This window comes from Pseudoalteromonas apostichopi (assembly GCF_030297135.1).
Classification (GTDB): domain Bacteria; phylum Pseudomonadota; class Gammaproteobacteria; order Enterobacterales; family Alteromonadaceae; genus Pseudoalteromonas; species Pseudoalteromonas apostichopi.
Window position 1 is genome coordinate 1678153 of the sequence record NZ_AP028065.1, and the last position, 22194, is coordinate 1700346.

The 22194-nt window shown below is 41.7% G+C and carries 15 protein-coding genes; 5 read left to right on the forward strand and 10 right to left on the reverse strand.

The window, feature by feature from the left end; translation table 11 throughout:
- Positions 1 to 6 precede the first annotated feature (6 nt).
- Both QUE86_RS07470 and QUE86_RS07475 read right to left on the reverse strand, forming a co-directional pair.
- Positions 7 to 1152 (reverse strand): acetyltransferase domain-containing protein, encoded by a 1146-nt coding sequence (locus QUE86_RS07470; RefSeq protein ID WP_286260208.1) that lies wholly within the window; start codon positions 1150 to 1152, stop codon positions 7 to 9.
- Positions 1142 to 3226, reverse strand: coding sequence for a TonB-dependent siderophore receptor (locus QUE86_RS07475; RefSeq protein ID WP_256855073.1), 2085 nt, complete (start codon positions 3224 to 3226; stop codon positions 1142 to 1144). Before QUE86_RS07475 ends, QUE86_RS07470 begins: the two co-directional genes overlap by 11 nt.
- 181 nt (positions 3227 to 3407) lie before the next feature.
- On the opposite strand from QUE86_RS07475, the gene QUE86_RS07480 reads away from it, so the two are divergent.
- Positions 3408 to 3872, forward strand: a complete 465-nt coding sequence (locus tag QUE86_RS07480) for an energy transducer TonB family protein (RefSeq protein ID WP_286260212.1) — start codon at positions 3408 to 3410, stop codon at positions 3870 to 3872.
- 85 nt (positions 3873 to 3957) lie between these two features.
- Positions 3958 to 4203, forward strand: coding sequence for a DUF3297 family protein (locus QUE86_RS07485; protein ID WP_175580416.1), 246 nt, complete (start codon positions 3958 to 3960; stop codon positions 4201 to 4203).
- A 60-nt stretch (positions 4204 to 4263) separates the two neighbouring features.
- On the opposite strand, the gene QUE86_RS07490 is transcribed toward QUE86_RS07485, so the two are convergent.
- Genes QUE86_RS07490 through QUE86_RS07500 form a run of 3 tightly spaced genes read right to left on the reverse strand, consistent with a single transcriptional unit; the run spans position 4264 to position 5678 of the window.
- The gene (locus QUE86_RS07490) at positions 4264 to 4665 is read right to left on the reverse strand and encodes a MerC domain-containing protein (RefSeq protein ID WP_286260214.1); all 402 of its coding nucleotides are present in this window, start codon (positions 4663 to 4665) and stop codon (positions 4264 to 4266) included.
- Positions 4666 to 4710: 45 nt separating this feature from the next.
- Positions 4711 to 5178 carry a Fur family transcriptional regulator gene (locus QUE86_RS07495; RefSeq protein WP_130050163.1) on the reverse strand — a complete coding sequence of 156 codons (468 nt, stop codon included), beginning with the start codon at positions 5176 to 5178 and terminating at the stop codon, positions 4711 to 4713.
- Positions 5175 to 5678 (reverse strand): ZrgA family zinc uptake protein, encoded by a 504-nt coding sequence (locus tag QUE86_RS07500; protein ID WP_286260215.1) that lies wholly within the window; start codon positions 5676 to 5678, stop codon positions 5175 to 5177. The genes QUE86_RS07495 and QUE86_RS07500 overlap by 4 nt, the downstream gene beginning before the upstream one ends.
- 139 nt (positions 5679 to 5817) lie before the next feature.
- On the opposite strand from QUE86_RS07500, the gene QUE86_RS07505 reads away from it, so the two are divergent.
- From QUE86_RS07505 to QUE86_RS07515, 3 genes are all read left to right on the forward strand, one after another.
- Positions 5818 to 8244, forward strand: a complete 2427-nt coding sequence (locus QUE86_RS07505) for a TonB-dependent receptor (protein ID WP_286260216.1) — start codon at positions 5818 to 5820, stop codon at positions 8242 to 8244.
- A gap of 28 nt (positions 8245 to 8272) precedes the next feature.
- Positions 8273 to 9664: a 5-methyltetrahydrofolate--homocysteine methyltransferase gene (locus QUE86_RS07510; protein WP_286260217.1), complete on the forward strand. Its 1392-nt coding sequence runs from the start codon at positions 8273 to 8275 to the stop codon at positions 9662 to 9664.
- A 156-nt stretch (positions 9665 to 9820) separates the two neighbouring features.
- Positions 9821 to 13036, forward strand: coding sequence for a S41 family peptidase (locus QUE86_RS07515; RefSeq protein ID WP_286260218.1), 3216 nt, complete (start codon positions 9821 to 9823; stop codon positions 13034 to 13036).
- 59 nt (positions 13037 to 13095) lie between these two features.
- Here the strand turns inward: QUE86_RS07515 and QUE86_RS07520 are convergent, their stop codons facing one another.
- The 5 genes from QUE86_RS07520 to glmS form a co-directional block, all read right to left on the reverse strand.
- Positions 13096 to 14397: a DEAD/DEAH box helicase gene (locus QUE86_RS07520; RefSeq protein WP_256855080.1), complete on the reverse strand. Its 1302-nt coding sequence runs from the start codon at positions 14395 to 14397 to the stop codon at positions 13096 to 13098.
- A 169-nt stretch (positions 14398 to 14566) separates the two neighbouring features.
- On the reverse strand, positions 14567 to 15694 hold the full coding sequence (locus QUE86_RS07525; RefSeq protein ID WP_434784476.1) for an alpha/beta hydrolase: 1128 nt from the start codon (positions 15692 to 15694) through the stop codon (positions 14567 to 14569).
- A gap of 169 nt (positions 15695 to 15863) precedes the next feature.
- Positions 15864 to 17450, reverse strand: coding sequence for an N-acyl-D-amino-acid deacylase family protein (locus tag QUE86_RS07530; protein ID WP_286260224.1), 1587 nt, complete (start codon positions 17448 to 17450; stop codon positions 15864 to 15866).
- Positions 17451 to 17770: 320 nt separating this feature from the next.
- Positions 17771 to 19714 (reverse strand): GGDEF domain-containing protein, encoded by a 1944-nt coding sequence (locus QUE86_RS07535; RefSeq protein WP_286260226.1) that lies wholly within the window; start codon positions 19712 to 19714, stop codon positions 17771 to 17773.
- 577 nt (positions 19715 to 20291) lie between these two features.
- Positions 20292 to 22112 carry a glutamine--fructose-6-phosphate transaminase (isomerizing) gene (glmS, locus tag QUE86_RS07540; RefSeq protein ID WP_130050154.1) on the reverse strand — a complete coding sequence of 607 codons (1821 nt, stop codon included), beginning with the start codon at positions 22110 to 22112 and terminating at the stop codon, positions 20292 to 20294.
- Positions 22113 to 22194 lie beyond the last annotated feature (82 nt).

Genomic DNA, 22194 nt, shown 5'->3' on the forward strand with positions numbered 1-22194 from the left:
TTTTCGTTATAAATACTTTAACCAAGGCTTATTAGCCTTACGTTTATATTCACTAAACTTCTTGGTTGGCCAATAAAGCCCTATTGCCAACAGTAAAGTAATAAACCAAATACCGGATATATCACTTACTCCCAAATACTGTCCTTGATTTGCACCCCATATCAACATACCAATTTGATACATAATTAAAAGCACATAGAGGTGTAAAATATAAAAGAACATAGGCACAGATCCATATACACGTAGTGCATTGGTAAAGCGATTAAGCGGCCTTTCAAAGAACCATAAACCAACAAACATGCCTGCTAAAGTGATAAGCAAGAAGCTTAGTGATGGAGGGTACTTAGTCACGTTAAACACCGACATCATAGTTTCTGTTGTGGTGCTAAACGTTTGCCAAGGCAGGGTTTCACCATAAATATTAAAACCACGCAGCACAGCAAATAATCCCACACATAACAGCGCTAACATCAGCAATGCTCGTTTACGCGAATCCGCCGTTTGAGTGTGCGCATATAAAGGACCTGCACAGTAACCCAATAAAATAACGCCAATCCAAGGCAGCACTGGGTAGCTAATTTTTACGTCGATTAAACCACCTTGAGATAGATAGCCTCGGTCATGCAAAATCGTCCATAGCGAATATCCAAACTCATCAGGGGCAAAGCTGATTGGGGTCAGTAAGTTATGACCAAATACAATAACTAAGCCAAGTACCAGCAATAGATTACGTGGCAGCTTAATCAATAATGCTAACACCAGCATACAAAGGCCAATCGCCCACATCACTTGTAGCCAAATGGTGTGGTAGTAACCCATCCACGAAAAACAAATGAGGGTTACTTCTAGCGCGATTAAAAATAGCCCTCGCTTTATTAAAAAACTTCGTGCAGAGCGCGCTACACCACTTGCTGGGTGACTATAAAGCCACGCCGATAAACCGGTTAAAAAGATAAAGGTCGGCGCACAAAAGTGGGCAGCAAAGCGACTCCAAAAAAGCCCCGGCGATGTCGTATCAACCACCATAGGGTCAGCCACCTGCATGTGCAAGAAAAAGCGCTCTCGCACATGATCAAGTAACATCAGCAAAATAACGACACCACGCATGATGTCGATACTGTGAATACGGCTTTTAACGTGCTCAGAAGTCATAACTCACGCCAAGTTTAAATTGCGTAGGAGCGCCCGGGTAGGCCCACAATGCATTGTATGAGCTTGCGATGTACTCTTCATCAAACACATTATCAACATTTAATGATACCGTTGTACGTTCAGTCGCTCGCCATTTAGCAAATAAACCAACGGTTTGATAGCTCGGCAGACGAAAAGTCAAATCAGCAGGGTCGCCTAAACGGTCAGACACATATTGGTAATGACCACCAATCTTTATTTCTTGTGCAAATACACTTAAGTCATGGTTTAAACCAATTGAAAGGTTATTTTTTGGTACGTTAACAAGTGGGCTGCCTTTCGGAATTGGTACTAACCAGTCAACATTTAAACTGTCTGTTGCTGTCTCGGCATCTACATAGGCATAAGACAGGTTGTACTCGGTATTGTCACCCAATGAACCCGTTAAATCTAACTCAAAACCTGTACTATTTGCTTTACCTACCGGCGTTGAATAACCCACATTGACTGGGTCTGCCACCAGCATATTGCTCTTGCTTGCATCAAAGTAAGCAAGCGTGCCGCTGATATTGGCATAGCTAAATTTAACACCAACTTCAAACGAGTCGCTTTCTTCAAAACCGAATGGCTTACCTTCTGCGTCGGTGCCGCTAAGTGGTAAAAAGCCTTCTGAGTAGCTTGAGTAAAAGTTAATATCGTCATTAAGAGCGTAAACCACACCCAAACGTGGGCTAATGCGATTTTCTTTACTGTTAGAAGCAACACCTGACTTAGTTTCAAAGATGTCTTGCTCAATTTCATCAAAACGCAGACCTAGCATCACTTTTAGGTTATCGGTTAAATCAAGCTGGTCTTGCAAATAGATACCATAAGCATTTTGCTCTTCTTTATTCTCGTATTGCATGCCCATTTCAGGGCCTTTGCCAGTGCTGTAATCTGGCTCATAGATATCAATAGTGTAGGTACCATTACCACCACGATAGCGATATAACCCCGTGCGTAATTCATAATCATACGCATCAGCACCAACGAGTACATGGTTCGTAATACCTGCAAAATCAAAATGACCACTTAATTCAAAGCGTACAGAGGTATCTTCAGACTCATAATCACGGTAACGATGTTGACGAGTTAACGTTCTACCATCATCAAACAAAGATTGGCGAGATGGCGATAGTTCAGCATCAGATGATTCTCCTGTCAGGGTTGCTGAACGATAGTTAGCCCCTGCTAGTAATGACCACTGACTATTAAAATCATAATTATAATTAATCTGATGGCCTCTAGAGTGAACTTTAGTTGGCGCATCATTTGGGTTACCTAAAAAGCGTGACTCAGGAACGGTATCAAAATCATCATTAAGTACCACAATACCGCGATCATACATTTGCTGTTGGTCAACATATTCAAATTCATAAGTAAGCGATGACTTGTCGTTAATCTGGTAATAAAGAGAAGGCGTAATGACGAATTTGTCGTGATGTACATAGTCTCTAAAGCTGTCGCTATCTTGCCATGCACCGTTGATTCTAAATGCTAAATCATCGGTCAGACCATTGGTGTAATCACCTTGAATACGCTTGTGGTCATCACTGCCAAATTCGGCTTGAAGTTGGCCTTGCTGATAAAACTGCGGTTTTTTAGTGATGATGTTAATTGTACCACCCGGCTCTGAGCGACCATAGAGTGCTGAGCCCGGCCCTTTTAACACTTCAATATATTCAATGTTTGATACATCACGCGGACCTGCAAAACCGCGACCACCACTAAAGCCGTTAACTAAATAGCCAGATGGCATATTTTCGTTACCCGACAAGCCACGAATAGAGTAGCTGTCCCATAACGCACCGCCATTATTTTTACGACTAATACTGGCAGAAAAATCGAGTGCATCGCGAAACTTAGTGATACCGTTATCAGTCATCATGTCTTTACTTAATGTGGTGATCGATTGCGGTAAATCTTTTGTTGGAATATCACCACGAAACGCTTGTTTATGCTCGATAGTGATCGTTTCCATATCGCTGTTATCAGCTGCATGTGTATTTGCTGCAAATGCCGCAGCTAAGGCTAAACTAAGAGTTGAGTACTTCATAAGGTCTAATTGTAGAGATTAAGGGAAAACGTTTTGTTATAAAATAACACAAATAACCAAGCTGATATAGTATAACAAATCATTTAGTACCGAATTTTTACTATCTTTTTATTGTTTACATAATACAAGTTCATCATTAGTATTAATAAATGACCAAAAAACAAACAAGTTAAGGAAAACTATGTATAAATCACTTTTAGCATTAACGCTTACATGCGCATCAATCAACTCATTCGCAAACCCTGACTTATCACGTAAATTTCCATTTGTTGATATTCAAGCACAGGTACTCGATACCACTACGGATAAGCCTAGCTGGCAACGACTCCCACCAATGTCTCATGTACAATACCCGACAGGGCTGTTGAATCGACAAGGCAGTGGCTGCGCAATTGTCAACTTTCAGGTAACACCACAAGGCGATGTGAAAAATCTAAATATAGAAAATTCAGCACCTAAGCGCTTTAGTAAAGATGTTAGAAAGGCAGCAAGACAAATAGTGAGAGACTGGCATTGGCCAGAGCGTAAGGGCGAACAAGTGATTGAGTTAACCATGCGTTTTGACTACTGCTTAACACACGACTTCGACAAAAAGAGTGAAGCCGTTGCCATGTGCGTCGAACATTCAGAACAAGCCTGCGAGTAAACAATAAATTTGCCATGCAGATACTTGAGCCAATGCCAGCTATTGCCTACAATGGCGCACAATTTATTCAATGCAGATCGCAACTATGACTGATACACAAAAACCAGAATTACCAAACCAACTTTCTATCAACCCACGTAGTAAATTTTATGTGGAAGAAGTTTTCGAACATGAAATTGGTGTAAAACTTAACGGCAAAGAGCGTTTTGACGTTGAAGAATATAATATCAGCGAAGGCTGGATCAAAGTCGCTTCTCCAAAAGCGCTTGATCGCCGTGGCCAACCTTTACTATTAAAAGTAAAAGGCTCTGTAGAAGTCTTCTACAAGTAATTCAGTTATTACTGAATGAGCTTGTTGGCCAATCAATGCTTGGCCAACAAGTTTATATCTCTACGAACTAAGGCACTCATTCCCTCGTTTTTTTCCGCACAAGCGAAAGTTAAACCAATGCCCAATGACGACAAATAGCGAGCCCAATAAAGTAAGTATTTTTTCGCCCGCCTCACCAATAATATTTTCGCCAAGCAGCACTGCTGCAGACAACAACATCAGCCCTGCACCGCCTAGCATCAATAATCGGTAACGCTTATGTTTTTTACAGCCTAAAAACAGTGCTAATAAGCTACTTGGCAGTACCGCAACCAACATCCAAAAATGAAACTGTTCGTTACCTAAACCCAATGCTGCAGCACTTGGTAATAAAACCAATAACACAGGCACAGCTAAGCAGTGAATAGCACACATAGCTGATAACCCTATGGCAAATTTGTCCATCTTTTCTTGTAATTTCACTGAATAATTCCTATAAAATTGAACACATGAATTATTAAAAACGCGTCAAGCAATTTTTGCTTGGCACTCATTGCATACACCCATCATTTCAAATTGCTTTGTTTGTGAGGTAAAACCTGCATCATCAAAATGAGGGAAAAGCTTTGCAACATCACTCTGTGAAACCGCTAAAGTCTCTACTTTTTGGCAATGACGGCAAATCAAAAACAAAGAAATCTCACGCTTAAAAACCTCACTGTCGGTACCGTAAGCGATATATTTGTTAGCACTATTAAGCCTGCGAACAAGGTTTACCGATTCTAAAAAGCTCAAGATTCGATAAACAGACATGACAGATACACTCGAGCTTGTGCGCAGCTTATAACAACTGGCCAACTCGTAGGCCGATAGCGGTACGTCTGTGGTTAGTAATATTTGCAGTATTTGCTTGCGCTGAATGGTGAATTTTCTGCCATGTTCAAGGCAAACCTGCTTTGCTTTATTAAGTGTGCTGGTTAATCGCTGTTTATTCATAGCGGCCACTCAATATAAGGTTTTGTTGCTGTAAGCTCGGCTATCCCTTGCGCTTGCTCTGTAATCCACTGCGCTTCAATAACAGATATCGCTTCAGCCCATGCAAACAAAGTAACAGTGACTTTAGAGACAGGTTTATCACAGCTAAACGAGTATTCAACTTCAAGGTCTTGATGTGCATGATGAGTGTGATGCTCAAATGGGTTTTCAAAATTTGCATGAATAAGCTTACATTCGCCGTTAAATGTCACTAACTGCTCTGAATTTGCTAACTGGGCTAATGTTTGTTTGATAATTTGCTTTTGCTCAGCGGTTTCAGGCTGATGCTCAAAGCCAAAAATATCTCCAGCCGGCAAAATGAACTTAACTTGCCACTTACCTTGGTCATGAACCACAAAAAGCACTCCCTCACCATGTGAATGATGATGGTGTTGATGCCCTTGAGCTGAAAAAATACATCCAACCATCAAGCATATCACTACCAATTTTGCTGCTTTCATAACCACAATCACTCCATTTACCTCTCTTTAAGCATACTGTTACAAAAAATAATAAAACTCATTCGTCGATTCATACTTGATACATTATAACAATTAAAGCACAATTGATACATTATAACATACCAAATAGTGATGCATAATGAATAACATCTCAAGAGTCGCTGTCGTCATAGCAGCGTTATTACCAGCCAGTGTCTTGGCGCAATCAATCAAAGGCGTTGTTTTAAATAACCAAGGTAAAGCAGTTGCTAATGCAACAGTTGACCTTGAAGGCTCAGATCAAAAAGTAACAACTAATGACAAAGGTGAGTTTGAAATCAGCGGGTTAAATAACGGCTTAAAAGAGCTGCATATTTCAGCCCCAGGTTACGCTCACTTGCACCGAGATATCACACTTGCCAATGACCAAGACCACACTACAACTTTTAATCTAAAACGTTCACCCATTGAAGTTATTGATATTGAAGCAACACCGATTCATATGTCGGCAATGGAATCTGCTTCACCAGTTAGTGTGTTATCTGGCGAGCAATTAAGACGCCAACAAGCATCAACGCTTGGTGATAGCCTTGAAAAACTACCCGGCGTTAACACAAACTTCCATGCCAAGGTTGCCAGTACCCCTGTGATCCGTGGTTTAAGCGGCCCACGTGTTTTAATAACGCAAAATGGCCTAGATGTGAGTGATGTGTCACGTGTTGGTCCTGATCACTCAGTTGCATCTGAAGCATCAACGGCGCAGCAAATTGAAGTTTTACGTGGCCCAGCAACTCTTTTTTATGGCAGCGGCGCAATTGGTGGTGTCGTCAACGTGGTTGATAGCCGAGTGCCAACTGACAGCACTACACGTGGCGAGTGGAACCTAGAACATAACTCTGTAGATGAGCAAAAAATTGCTTCGTTTAATGCTACTACAGGAACAGAGTCGTTTGCCTTTTATGCTGATGCATTCTGGCGTGAATCAGACGATTACGAAGTACCTGTAGCTGCCGATATTGACGACACCGAGCGCAGCTCAAAGTACGTAGTAGAAAACAGTAATGAAGACTCAGATGGCTTTACTGTAGGCACTAGCTACTTATTTGAGCAAGGTTACGTTGGCGTTGCGGTTGAGCAGTTTAACCGCCAATACGGTATTCCTGGCCATACACATGGTGAAAAAGAGCATGAAGAACATGACCACGAAGAGGTGCACAGCGAAGAAGAAGCCGTTTTTGCAGACCTCGAGCAAACCAAAATCCAGCTACTTGGTGAATACAATATCGACAGTGAATGGCTAAGCAAAATTAACTTACGTGCTGGCCACACAGACTACGAACACGCTGAAATCGAACACGGTTCAGTAGGCACAACCTTCAAAAACGAAACCAATGAGCTTCGCGTTGACATTCTGCATAGCCAATTTGATGAGTGGAATGGTGGCGTTAGCTTTCATTACAAAAAAAGTGATGTTGAAGCACAAGGCTCTGAAGCCTTCACCCCCCCTTCTGTTACTGAAAGTATTGCCTTTGCAATTATGGAAGAAAAGCATTTTGGTGATTTTTTAGTGCAATTAGGTGGCCGTGTTGAGCGAGTCACTATTGATGCTAGCAATGTGCTGTTACCAGAAATTGACGCCCATGCTCATGATGAAGAAGGCGATGAGCACAACCATGACCACGAACATGAACACGAAGAATCAAACTACACACGTGTATTTGATGTTGCCCAAGAGTTCACACCGGTGAGTTTATCAACAGGGGTGGTATGGGATTTTACTCCGGGTTATAACCTTGGTTTATCGGTATCGCGTTCTGAGCGAGCTCCGTCTGCTTCTGAGCTGTTATCTTTCGGCCCACACATAGGCACAGCAACCTATGAAGTCGGTGCGCTTTTCGATACTCATGACGGTCATTTTGAGCTTTCACAAGAAGCTATTGATTTAGAAACTGCAAATAATATCGACCTTACATTTCGTAAAACCGAGGGTGATGTTGGTTTTATCTTCAATGCATTTTACAACCAAGTAGATAACTATTATTACCAGATCAACACAGGTTTTTACGCTGAAAGCGGTCATGACCACGACCATGGTGACGAACATAACCACGAAGATGAGCACGATCATTCATCTGAACTACCCGTTTATTTATTTAAAACAGACGATGTTGTTTTACATGGTTTTGAAGCGCAAGTTGCTTGGCAGCTAACCGACGAATTAAAAGTCGATTTATTCTCAGATTATGTACGTGCTCGCCTAAAAGACGGTGGAGATTTACCGCGTACTCCACCACTGCGTTTTGGTACCGAGTTTAGCTATCAAACAGAGAATCTAACGGCAAATATTCACGTTACACGCTACCAAGAACAAGACCGCATAGCGCATGAAGAAACCACAACTGACGGCTACACCCTCGTTGATGCCAGCATCTCTTATGACTTATCGGTACTGAACCAAGACCTATCGCTGTATTTAAAAGGCACAAATTTAACGGACACAGAAGCTCGCGTTCATAGCTCATTCTTAAAAAATATTGCACCACGTCCTGGGCGCAGTTTTGCGCTTGGTGTTCGCGGCTACTTCTAAAACAAAATTACAAATAAAGGAAACCTACATGACACACTTATTTAGATTAAAACTATTGGCACTGGCAATTAGTAGCACCCTGATCACCGCATGTGGTGACGCAGAAACAAATATTGTTGAAAAAGATCCTATCGAAGTTCCTGACGACAGTGGTGATGACCATGATCACAATCATGATGACGGTTATACCATTGACTCAATGGGCCGTTTAGCGGTTTTAGCAGCTGATAGCAACGAAGCGAATATTTTTGATTTAGATGACGACTCATTACTAGAAACGTTTTCGCTTATCCATGATTCAAGCTCACTAAATGTTTCACCAAACTACCGTTATGCCGTTATTGCTAACCGCAGCCAAGATTACTTAGGCTTTATTGATAGCGGTTTATGGCGCGAAAATCATGGCGACCATTTACATGACTATAAACAAGGCCCAGCATTTAGTAACTATGAGCTAACAACCGGCAGTCGCCCTACTCACATCGTTAAACATGATGGCCAAATGGCCGTGTTTTACGATGGTAATGCCGATACAGGTACCGTTGCCTCAGTAGAAGTATTAACCGATAACGACATTGCAAACGAAACAACAACACTTACGGGTATTCAGTACGACATCAATATGCATGGTGTTGCAGAGCCACGTGGCGAGCACCTAATTGCAACCTTGCGACGCGCTGATAGCGAAAGCACTTCTAATGCGAAAATCCTGCCGGATCAAATTGGTGTTTTCCATCTACATGATGGTGAATATGAGCTTGAACAAACAATTGAAGTTACCTGCCCTGATTTACACGGTGCAGCGCAAAACCATGATTATGTAGCATTTGGTTGTGACGACGGTGTTCTGGTAGCACACCAGCATGACGATGAATACCATGCAGAAAAAATCGCAAATATTGAAGCGGTTGGCGATTTAAGAATCGGTACTTTATATGGTCATGAATCAAGCAACAGCTTTATTGGTGTTGCATCTGGTCATGGTGGCGGAGCCGCAGTTTTTGTGAGCATCAATCCGAGCGAAGCTGAAATGGAAGCCCTAGAGTGGCAACTTGATGAAGGCGCAAGCGCTGTTTCTTACTCATTCTCAGGAAGCGGTGAGCACTTTTTGGTTCTTGATAGCTTAGGCTTTTTAAACGTGCTTGCAGCCCATGAGCACGACGGCCACATGCACTGGGAGCTTGCAGGTAAAGTAGATATTACTGAAGAAGACATAACAGCGATGCCAGAAGGCATGAACTTTAGCATGACTGTGTCACAAAATAGCGAGTTTGCTTACGTTGCTGACCCGATTGCTCAGCACGTACTAAAAGTACATATCGAAGACCTTGAAATTGAAGGTGATCTTGAACTGACTTTTGCACCAAGCGCCATCACTTGGTTAGGTATCGCAGAAGAAAGTGACGATCACGACCACTAAGAAGTTATGTTTTATGGTATGACATAGCTCGCAAAGGTTGGCATTTACTGCCAACCTTTTTTATTCATATTTTGTAACAGACTTTCATCGCATCAGCATCGCTATTTGAAACTGAATAGTTATGATGTAACAGTTCCCAAAATAGGATGTAATCCCATGAAAAAACTAACAACGTTGGCACTGGCCATGGCTGCGACACTGGCACCTTGGGCATCAGCTTACGAAACTAAAGACACGCGCTTACTGCGTTTTCCAGATATTCATAATCAAAATGTTACCTTTGTTTACGGTGGCGATATTTACATTGCTAATACGCAAACAGGCGAGAGCAAACGCTTAACTGACCATATTGGCTTTGAAACCTTTCCTAAGTTTTCACCTGACGGTAAACGCATTGCCTTTGCAGCTGAGTACAATGGCAGCCGCCAAATTTATGTCATTAACAGCGATGGCTCAGGCTTAAAACAACTGACTTACTACAACGATGTTGGCCCAATGCCACTACGCGGCGGTTTTGATTATCGTGTTCTCGATTGGACACCAGATGGCAAAAATGTGGTATTTCGTGCTAATCGCACACCGTGGGGTAAGCGTATGGGTCGTCCATACATGGTGCCTGCTGACGGTGGCCTTGAACAGCCTCTAGCTATTCCAGAAACGGGCGGTGGCATGCTTTCGCCAGATGGGAGTAAATATGTTTACACGCCAATTGATCGTGAATTTCGTACATGGAAGCGCACCCGTGGCGGTCGTGCACAAGATGTCTGGGTTTACGATTTAAAAAGCAATACCTCAGAGCAGCTAACCAGTAACCGAGCTACCGATCAGCAACCAACCTGGGTTGGCGATAACATTTACTTTGTATCTGATCGTGATTACACCCTTAACCTGTATCAATACCAAAAAGGCGCTGAGCCGAAAAAACTAACCAACCATAAAAACTTTGACGTACTGTGGCCATCAGCTGGCCCAAATGCCGTTGTCTATGAAAATGGTGGCTACCTTTATCGCTTTGACCCACAAACTCAAAAAAGCACTAAGCTGAGCATTAACATTGCTGGTGTGCGTCAATATGCCATGCCGTACACAAAAAATGTCAGCGACTTTATCGACTCAATGTCGATTTCTCATGACGGTAAACGTGCGCTCTTTACTGCCCGCGGTGAGCTATTTAGCGTACCTGTTAAACAGGGCCCAACGCGTAACTTATCTTACACAGCAAAAGGCCGCGAAATTGACGCAAGTTGGTCGCCAAATGGTCGTTATATTGCTTATATGAGCGATGAAAGTGGCGAATACGAAATTTACTTAAAAGATCGCAGTAAAAATAATGCCACCAAGCAGCTAACCAGCAATGGAACTATTTGGCGCTTTACGCCAATTTGGTCACCAGATAGCTCAAAGCTGTTATTTGCAGATAAGAACCACACACTCTGGTGGATAGACGCAAAATCGGGTAAACAACACAAAATTGATACCAGCATCTACGATGAAGAAGGCATTCGCCAATATACTTGGTCGCCAAATAGCGAAGACATTGTGTTTGTGAAAAACAATGAAAACCGCTATGCCTCACTGTGGCACTACAATATTGATAAAAAGAAAGTGACTCGCTTAACGGATGAAATGACCAATGAGCAAAACCCAACTTTCTCTCCTGATGGCCAATACCTCTACTTTAGCTCAGAGCGCGACTTTAACTTAGCCTTCAGCAGCTATGAGTTTGACTACATGTTTAATCGTGCAACGCGTATTTATGCCGCTGCCGTAAATGACAGTATCAAACCGCTTATCGCGCTACAAAGTGACGAAACAGCGATCGTCAGCGATAAACAAAAAAATGAAGACAAGAAAGCGAAAAATACCCTGCAAAGCAGCGACTTTATGCAACGTGTAACCGCTTTAAATGCACCAGCAGGGGATTATCGCAGTTTAACGGCAGTCAAAGATGGCGTGCTAACACTGGCTAATGGCGGCCTACAATTAATAGGCACAGCTCACGACAGCGAGCTTGAAACTGTGGCTAAAGGGGTAAGCAGCTACACTATTTCAAGCAACGGTGAACACCTGCTTGTGCATGCGGGTAACGATTACAGCTTAATTGAGCCAAAAGCAAAACAAGACCTAGCAGCAAATAAGCTAGATCTTAGTAAGATAACCTTAAAAATTGAGCCACAGATTGAATGGCAACAAATGTATGTTGAAGGCTGGCGTACATTGCGTGATTGGTTCTACGATGAAAACCATCACGGCCAAGATTGGGACGCAATTTTAGCCAAGTATCAACCTATGGCTGATGCTATCTCACACCGTAGTGACCTAGATTACATTCTCAGTGAAATCGCAGGTGAAATAAACTCAGGCCACATTTATGTGCAGTCGGGTGATATGCCTAAAGCAGAGCGTAAAAAGCACGGCTTATTGGGTGCAAAACTTGCCAGCGATCCATCAGGATACGTAAAAATTGAGCAAATCTTCCAAGGTGAAAACTGGCATGAAGACTTCCGCTCACCACTTGGCACAACAGGGGTAAAAGCGCATAACGGCGACTTCATCATTGCCGTAAATGGCCGCTCAGTAAAAGACGTAGCTAACTTCTACGAATTACTAGAGAACACGCAAGGCGAGCAAGTTGAGCTAGTCCTTAACAGCAAGCCGCGCAGCAAAGGTGCATGGCAAGTTACCGTTAAGCCTGTAGCCAGCGAGCAAGGCTTGCGCTATTTAGACTGGGTTAACTCTCGTGCAGCCTACGTTGATAAGCTATCAAATGGTCGTATTGGATATGTTCACTTACCAAATACAGCCTACGAAGGTAACCGCGCCATGTTTAAAAACTACATGCCGCAAACCACCAAAGACGCCATGATTATTGATGACCGATACAATGGCGGCGGCTTTATTCCTGAACACATGATCACTTGGCTTGCCCGTAAACCGCTTAACTATTGGAAACGCCGTGGAGTTGAGCCAACTAAAACCCCACAATTTGCTCATGATGGTCCAAAAGCCATGCTGATCAATGGTTACTCAAGTTCTGGCGGTGATGCTATTCCTTACTACTTCCGTCAAGCTGGGTTAGGTAAGCTCATTGGTACCCGTACTTGGGGTGGTTTAATTGGTATTTCGGGTAACCCAAGTCTTGTCGACGGCGGCCAAGTTATCGCGGCAACATTCCGCATTTTAGATAACGATGGCAACTGGATCATCGAAAACGAAGGTGTCACCCCTGATATCAAGGTAGTTGACCGCCCAGAGCTAATCTACCAAGGTAAAGATCCATCGATTGAACGTGCCGTAGAAGAGCTTTTAAAAGAGCTAAAAGACAATCCGAAAAAGCCTCTCACCGTGCCACCAGCACCGACTGACTTTTAATTCTTAACTGGTTGTTAAAAAGTAAAAACCCCGCAAAGATGCGGGGTTTTTTAGGGTTTTTAATGTTTCTTCCAGCCACTCCAAACATCGTCTTCTTGGTTGGCTTTATTTTTTTTCTTTTTCTTACCTGTTCCCGCAGGTTTCGCTACGGGCTTGTCGTTTTTAAGTGCTTGTGCGGCATCGAGGTTTGCTTGATTTACGGTAAAACCAGGGACTTCTTCGCGCTCTAAACGAAATTTATTTTTCTTTTCGATAATTTTAAAATGATGAAAGTCTTCGTAATCAATCAGTGATAACGCTAACCCAATTTCACCGGCGCGACCACTTCGGCCAATACGGTGCATGTAATCGGCAGGGCTACGGGGTAAATTGAAATTAATCACTACAGGCAATTTAGCAATATCTAAACCACGAGCAGCAATATCAGTGGCAATTAACACCTCAATTTCGCCATTTTTAAACTTTTCGATTACGCGAGTACGTTCACTTTGGCCCTTATCACCATGAAATACCTGCGCATTAATACCACGCTTTTCAAGCTTACTCGCCAAGTGCCCACAATCTTTCTTTGCATTCACAAAAATCAACACTTGGCGCCATTTATGGTTTTTTATTAAGTGCGCTAAAACAGTGGTCTTCTCACCTTTATTTACGGTAAATACACGCTGTACTAGAGTGCTTTCCTGTTTGCTTTGAACTTGTATTTCTACAGGGTCATTTAACAGCTTTTGGGTTAATAGCTTAACTTGATCTGGGAACGTCGCTGAAAACAGCATTGTTTGTTTTTTAGCGGGCATAAGTGCTAATAGCTCAGCAAGTTCTTCGGTAAAACCAAGATTCAACATGCGATCTGCTTCATCAAGCACTAAGGTGTTTACGTTATCAAGCTTAATAGCATTGCTTGAAATCAAATCAAGTAAACGCCCTGGGGTTGCCACAATAATATCGGCACCGCCTCGCAATGCTTGCATTTGCGCATTCACCGACACACCACCGAATACCGCGACAGTTTTAATCGCACCATTAAAATTTGCAGAGTACGATTTAACGCTATCGGCCACTTGCACCGCGAGTTCTCGGGTTGGCACTAAAATAAGCCCTGATACAAAGTTACCTTTGCCTTGTGCTTTTTTAAGTCCCTTATCTAAAAAGCACTTTTGCAACATAGGCAGAGCAAATGTCGCTGTTTTACCTGAACCTGTATTTGCTCCTGCAATTAAGTCACTACCCGCTAAAATGCTTGGAATTGCTTTTGCCTGAATAGGTGTTGGCTGGGTATATTCAAGATCAGCCAATCGAGCAAGTAGCTCTGGAATAAGGCCAAGTTCGTTGAAATTGCTAGAGTTTGCGGTTGAGGTCATAAAAGGTGTAGGCTCATTACTAAAATAGCCTGCAATTTTAGCGTATTTATTGGCCGTTAAGTAGGGATTAGTGATTTTAAATACCTTTTAAATAACAGCAACTGGTTTATGATAATTGCTCAATATTAAAATGAGTGCTTTAAAGCCAACATTTAAGTTGGCCATATTTTTAACTCTTGCTCAACTGTGCTTGTAACCTCGTTTTTGTCTCTTTTAAGTAATCAGGGTAAGGATAAGAGTCATCTGCAACGGCTATTGCAGCCTCGATTTGAACTAATGCTTGGCGAATATTACCTTGCATTTCATAGCCATATGACAAAGCTGACAGTGCATACGCTGATTTAGGGTAGTTTTTGATATTGTACTTAAACACCTCAATAGCCCGCTCAAATTGCTGGTTATCCGTTAAGCTGTAACCCAGTAGCCTAACAGCGCGGTCTGGTGGCGCTATTTGTTCACCCCATTGCTGAGATAAACGTTGATAATAAGCATCAATTGATGAAACATCATCGCCCAATGCACTCAGAGGCATATGTTTAGATAAAAATAAGCCATGGTACGCATTAAATGCCCCAGCAGCTGAGGTTAGGTTATGCGAAACGCCTGCAAAGGCATCGCTCTTAAAGCGCAGATTTTGCACCTTACTATTTTGCATTGTTTGCTGCATATCATCGTATCTTTCGCGCATAATGCCGGCTTCTTCGCCGATATTCATATATACATAGCTGTTAATAGTTTTGGCTTTAGTAACAAAGGTTTTTAGGCTCTTAGCCGGGGCGCCATAGTTCCACCATACCGCTGGGCTATAAGCAATATGCGCTTGAAATAGCTGAGGGTCAGCCTGCATTGCGTAAAGAGCAAATACACCCGCAGCTGAGGCGCCTGCGATAACTCTATAATCATGAGTACGATACTGTTTATTAACCAAAGGCATCAGTTCTTGCTCTACGAAAGCTAAAAACTTTGCTGCACCACCGCCTTCACCAACAGGCCCTTGTGGTTCTTTGTTCACTGTGGGATAAAAATCTCTAAGTCGATTAGTGCTTTCAATCGCAACGACAATCACCTCTGGCGCTTGATCATTTTGTTGTAAGCGTTCAAGCACAGCATTAATCAATGGTAAATTACCGGCCCCATCTAAACGGTAAATAACGGGATATCTTTTGTTTGGATCTGTTTGGTAGCTTTTTGGTAATTGCACAACGACTGTGCGCTGCTCACTAAGATTACTTGATTCGATAGTATGCGTATGTTGGCTGTAATTTGTAACCGCCTCATCAGCGGCTGGTTCAGCCATTACATGACTAGTACAGAGTAAAAAACCACTAATAAAGAGTAACTTAAATAGTCGCACGACTTATCCTTAAGAAATATTGGTAATTTTTTAAGCTAACAGAATTGCAGGTACAAACAAAGATAACTTATGAACTTTTTCGTAACAAAGTATATGTAAGTCATTATTTTAACTAAAGCGTATGACGCAATATTTGCCCAGCACTTTTACCTGTCATGCCATCTGGTGATTTAATGACTTGGCCATTAATAATGACGTATTCAATTCCTTCTGCGTACTGATGAGGTGCGCTAAACGTTGATTTATCAGCAACCGTCGCAGGGTCGAGTATGACAATGTCAGCAGCATAGCCTTGTGCTATCACTCCTCGGTCAGTTAGGCCCATTCTTGCTGCGGGTAAACTGGTCATTTTTCGTATTGCATCAGGTAATGAAATCACCCCTTGTTCACGCACATAATGACCTAGTACTCTAGGAAAGGTGCCGTATCCTCTTGGATGCGGGTTGCCTTTACCAAGTTCTGAACCACCCGCATCGGTGGCGATTGCGGTAATTGGGTAAGCCATAATGTACTTAACATCATCTTCATTAATAGCGTGGAAGATCCCCTGAGCACCGCCATTTGCTTGAATTTCCATGGCAAGTTCAGCGGCTTCATCAATACTTTGCGCTCGCCCTTCACGCTTTAATACTTCAGCAAAGGTTAGCCCATCCCATGTAGGGTTTGCCGCATAATGCGCTATTTGCAGCCTTGCGGGGTCACCACCGCCTCTATCTTCACGGATATTTTTGATCAAACCTTGTTTTATTTTTTGCCTTAGTTCTGGATCTTGTAGACGCTTTTCAACTTCAGCTTGGCCACCAGCCAATGACCACGCCGGAAATAAAATAGCAAACCGCGTAGAAGAAGCCGTGTAAGGATACTGATCGAGAGTGACATCTAAACCCGCTTTGCGAGCATCACGGATCATTTGAATAGTTTGCTTACTCTCACCCCAATTTGGATGACCAATCAGCTTATGGTGAGAGATATGCACAGGAATACCGGTCTCTTTTGCAACATCGAGCACTTCATTCATCGCCGTGACAATCTCTGCGCCTTCATCGCGCATATGAGATGCAAAAAATCCATGCTGAGCATGAGCGGTTTCGGCAAGCACCTTTACTTCAGCAAAGTTTGAGTACACACCAGGAACATATTTAAGTCCAGTCGATAAACCAAACGCCCCCTGCTGCATCGCTTTATCTACCAGCACTTGCATTGCTTTTAGCTCATCAGCGGTGGCAAGTCGTTGCTCTTCACCCATAACAGCTTTACGAACATCATTATGGCCAATTAATAAGGCTAAATTAGGTCCTAGAGGTGAACGCTCGGTTTGCGCAAAAAATTGCTTAAAGTCGACAGGTGAAAAACCACAGTTACCGCCCAAAATAGTGGTAATGCCTTGCTGTACTAAGTTATCGAGCCGAGGCAGCTCTGCAATTGAGCGCTCAGCATGGGAATGTAAATCAATAAAGCCAGGGGCAACAATCTTGCCATTGGCATCTATTACTTGTTGAGCTTTGTCAGCCGCCATATCACCAACTTTAGTGATCTTGCCGCTTTCAATGCCAACATCTGCGTGAACCGCTTTGCCACCAAGACCATCGAGCAACATAGCGTTTTTGATGATGAGATCAAAAGATTGCCCATAAGCAATGCCGGAGCTGAGCACTAATACGAACAATCCTATTGAGGTTAAAACACTGCGCTTTTTCATTGTTATTATCCTTAGCCTGAGTGTTTAACCATCCTAATCAATTGCAATACAAATTGCATCAGTGAACAGTAATCAAACAAGTTACAGTCACAAAAAAGCCGGCTAATTAGCCGATGTAGATGCTTAACAAAGTCAGAAACAAAAATAACGCGAGCATTTGAGTGAGCAAAAATCGCTCTAATTTTATATATCAAAGTTGGAAACAAAAACTCTGTTGATATATCTTACGTCAGATGATTTCAACTGAAAAAGTTAAACGTATTCTATTTTGCATTGCTAATTACGATCGATTTAAACGCCATTAACAATACAATCTATTTTTATGACTCTGTCTTTGCTCGTCCATTCGCCTTGGCTTTGTATAGTAAGCCGTCACATTGTTTAATAATACAGTCTATATTAGAAACCTGATTGATTTCGACAACACCTGCTGAAAAGCTAACATTTGTCGTAGAGTCCAATTCTTTCCAGCTATTAATACCTTCAAATTTTTCTCTAATGCCATCAACGAGCGTAACCGCTGTCTTTTTATCTAAGTTGTTTAATATTAATAAAAACTCTTCACCGCCATAACGACAAAATAAATCTGTTTCTCTAATACGTTCTGAAACTACGTTACTAAACCCTTTTAAAACTTCGTCACCGGCTAGGTGACCATAGGAGTCGTTTATTTGCTTAAAATGATCCAGATCCACTAGAACGAAACAGGTCGAGTTATTAACTTGCAGTGCCTTCTCGGCCAATTTGTACATTGCTCTTCTTGTTTTTGCACCAGTCAATGTATCTGTTTCTGCTATTCTTTTTAAGGCCCTCTTATCACGCCAAAACATAAATGTAGCTGTCGCCAGCAAAGAAAATAATAGAATAAAAATGATGAGCTGTAGGTTAAGGTTTTCCTTCTTTAGTTCTGCCTTTTCCTGCATGGATAATTCATTTCTAAACTTTGCTATTTCAATATCCCTAGTTAAAGAATCAATCGGCGTAATGTTCCCTATCCCAAAATGTTCTGAGTTGTAATTTACCCTAGCAGATTGGTATAACTTACCAAAGTAAAACGCTTTATCATAATTACCATTTAACTCATATAATCGTCTTAAGTTATGATTAATAGTTAAACTTACATCCCCCGGGTGATTACTGTTATTCATGAAAGAATTTGCCTGATCGGCATAGTCTTTAACTATACGCTCAAATTCGACTTCTTTGCTTTCCTCTATTGCCGATGCTAGAGCTCTAGCAAGCTTTAAATACATAACTAATGATTCATTTGGTTGATTACCAATGAGTTGTTCCATTTGTTTAGAAAGCTTTAAAATAGTTACCCCATCCTGCTGTTGATTTCGATGAGTTAATACAGAAATTTTCAACATCTTAGAAATAAACAGTTCGATATCATTTTTATTGCGTTCAGCTCTTCTAATTGCTTCGTCACTTAATTTAAGCGCCTCGTCAAACCGACCCAGTTTATTAAGTGCATAAATACTGGGATTGATGTATAGAGGTTTTTTTTCTTCTTCACTTAATAATGATAACAATACATTACCGTGCTCTAAAGCAGGCATATGCAGTTGCAAATCGTTATAAATGTCTGCAATCCAGTGATGAACACGGATTGATGACATTTGGGTTTCCATAGGCCTCAACGGGTCAAATTTTCTCAAATAAGGTAAAGCATATTCATATTCAGATAACGCTTTGAGCAATGAAATTTCTTCTATTTCTTCTCCTAAACGAGCACTAACAATTGCAATTGCATGCTTGTCTCCAAGTTCAATAATCTGCTGTTTCAAGTTTTGTAACTGTGGGATAGTGATGGCAACTCTTTTATTAGGAGTTGATTCGACATTAACACCATGAATATAAATGTAAAAACTTCTATTCGCAGCGTATAACTCTGTATCAATAGATTGTAAATAAGCCCAGTTTTGCTCAGATAAATTATATTGGTTGATTGTTAAAGTTGAAGATAACAGGCCCCGAGAAGCAAGAGTTTCCCTAATTATCGTTTGAAATATTTTACCAAGTATAGAATCGTCCGCTAATAAGTTTGAATTCTCTATTTTTTCAATAAGTTCAACACGTCCAGCCCCATTGACCTCTTCAATAACCTGCGATGCCAAATAAACAAGTTTGCTGTATTCCCCAGCAATTTGCTGCGGTGTTTGAGGTTGAGCTTTGCAATTCGCAAAGAATAGAGTTAGTGCAATATATGCCAACCAAATACTTATTTTTTTGATAACTTGCTGCTCCGAACGTTTAATCATTTCTATCAAAACTTATAACAATATCATTAAGCTATATAATATAAAACCACATAAAATCCCCCTTATTACTTATCAACCTTGTGATAAAAACAAGTTAACAATAAGGGTAGTAGATTGTGCTCTGAGGGGTGGGAAGTCCACTTGTTCAAATAAAAATGGCTGCCTTTATATTTGAAATTCAATTTTTTGGACTTCATCTAATGTTATTGGGCATCTTTAACTATAGCATCATCACGATTTTTATATTTTCAATATTCAGCTTTATTGGACTCTTCGTTATGTGAATCGTTAAACTTAAACTGCGTGCGCAACCAGAAATCGAATGGCATGGTAAGCCAGCAGCTTTAGCTGCTGCCATATTTTAGATAAACCATCTTCCAAAAGACAATTTAGGGCTGTTTATGACTTTCCTACAAAGAAACAAGGTAAGTCTGGAGGTGTGGGAGAGGTATACGAATACTAAATATCATTAAAGTAATAAAACGGCCATGAAATTGGCCGTTTTAATATATTTCAAACTTTGTTCTGTAGTTTCCAACTTTATTTAGAATCCACAGCCGGCTCTTTATACTTTAACTTACTCAACCGTTACCGATTTTGCTAGGTTTCGAGGTTGGTCTACGTCGGTGCCTTTAATAACCGCAACATAGTATGAAAGCAGCTGTAGTGGAATTGTATATACAACTGGGGCAATCACGTCATCGACATGATTTACGTTGATTACACGCATCGTTTCGTCAGAATTGAACGCTGAGTCTTTGTCTGCGAATACATAAATAATACCGCCACGGGCACGTACTTCTTCTACGTTTGATTTAAGCTTTTCTAGTAGTTCGTTGTTTGGTGCCACAACAATGATAGGCATGTCGGCATCAATCAACGCGAGAGGGCCATGCTTAAGCTCACCCGCTGCGTATGCTTCGGCGTGAATGTATGAAATTTCTTTCAGCTTGAGCGCACCTTCCATCGCGATTGGGTATTGTGAACCACGACCTAAGAATAGTGAGTGGTGCTTGTCAGCAAATTCTTCAGCTAAATCTTCAATCCCTTCAGCAAGTAGTAATGCTTCTTCTAACTTGTTAGGAAGTGTTTTAATTGCATTCACAATCGCACTTTGATCTAGGCCTTTTTCTTGCGCAATAGATGCCGTTAGCATTAATAAGCCAACAAGCTGTGTGGTGAAAGCTTTAGTTGATGCAACACCAATTTCAGCACCTGCTTTTGTCATAAAGGCTAAATCAGATTCACGTACTAACGATGAACCCGGTACGTTACAAATGGTCATTGACGCCATGTAACCTTGCTGTTTTGCAAGACGAAGTGCAGCAAGCGTATCGGCTGTTTCACCAGACTGTGAAATGGTCACAAGTAAGCTGTTTTCATGTACAAATGATTCACGGTAACGGAACTCAGAAGCAATCTCGACATTACAGCTTACGCCTGCAAACTGCTCAAGCCAGTAACGAGCAACCATGCCTGAGTGATATGATGTACCACAGGCAATAATTTGTACGTGTTTTACATCTTTAAAGATTTGCTGAGCACTATCGCCGAAGGCATCAATCGCTACAGTATCATTAACTAGGCGGCCATCAAGCGTGTTACGTACAGCAAGTGGCTGCTCGTAAATTTCTTTCAGCATGTAGTGACGATATTCGCCTTTACCTGATGCATCTTGCGTAATGTTTGATTCAATCACTTCGCGCTCTACTGCATCGCCGTTTGCATCAAAAATTTCAACACTGTCGCGAGTAATACGAGCAACATCGCCTTCTTCAAGGTAAATAAAGCTACGTGTAACAGGTAATAGAGCAAGTTGGTCAGAGGCAATAAAGTTTTCGCCAAGACCCAAACCAATCACCAATGGGCTACCAGAGCGCGCTACGATGATTTCGTTGTCGTTCGCTTTATCAAAAACAACGGTACCAAATGCACCTTCAAACTGCTTAACTGCAGCTTGTACTGCTGCTAAAAGCGTATCGTGCTGTTGGCGAAGTTGGTGAATAAGGTGCACCATTACTTCAGTGTCTGTTTCTGATAAAAACTCATAACCGTCGCCTTTAAGCGCATCACGTAGACTGGCATGGTTTTCGATAATACCGTTATGAACTAGGGCAATTTCGCTGTTCGAAACATGTGGGTGAGCATTCGCTTCAGTTACGCCACCATGAGTTGCCCAGCGTGTATGTGCGATACCTGTAGTACCATTTACTGCTGCATCATTCAGTGCCGCTTCAAGATTAGCAACCTTACCCACTGACTTTACAGTGTTTAGCTCAGTACCTTTAAGTAAAGCCACACCAGCCGAATCATAACCACGGTATTCAAGACGCTTTAGGCCTTCAACAAGTATTTTGTTTACTGGGCGTTCTGCAACAGCCCCAACGATTCCACACATAATTTCTCCTTTTGCACATGCCAAAGCGTTTTACTTTGGGCGGTATGTGTTGTCATAAATTTAATGTAATAAGGTGTTGTCG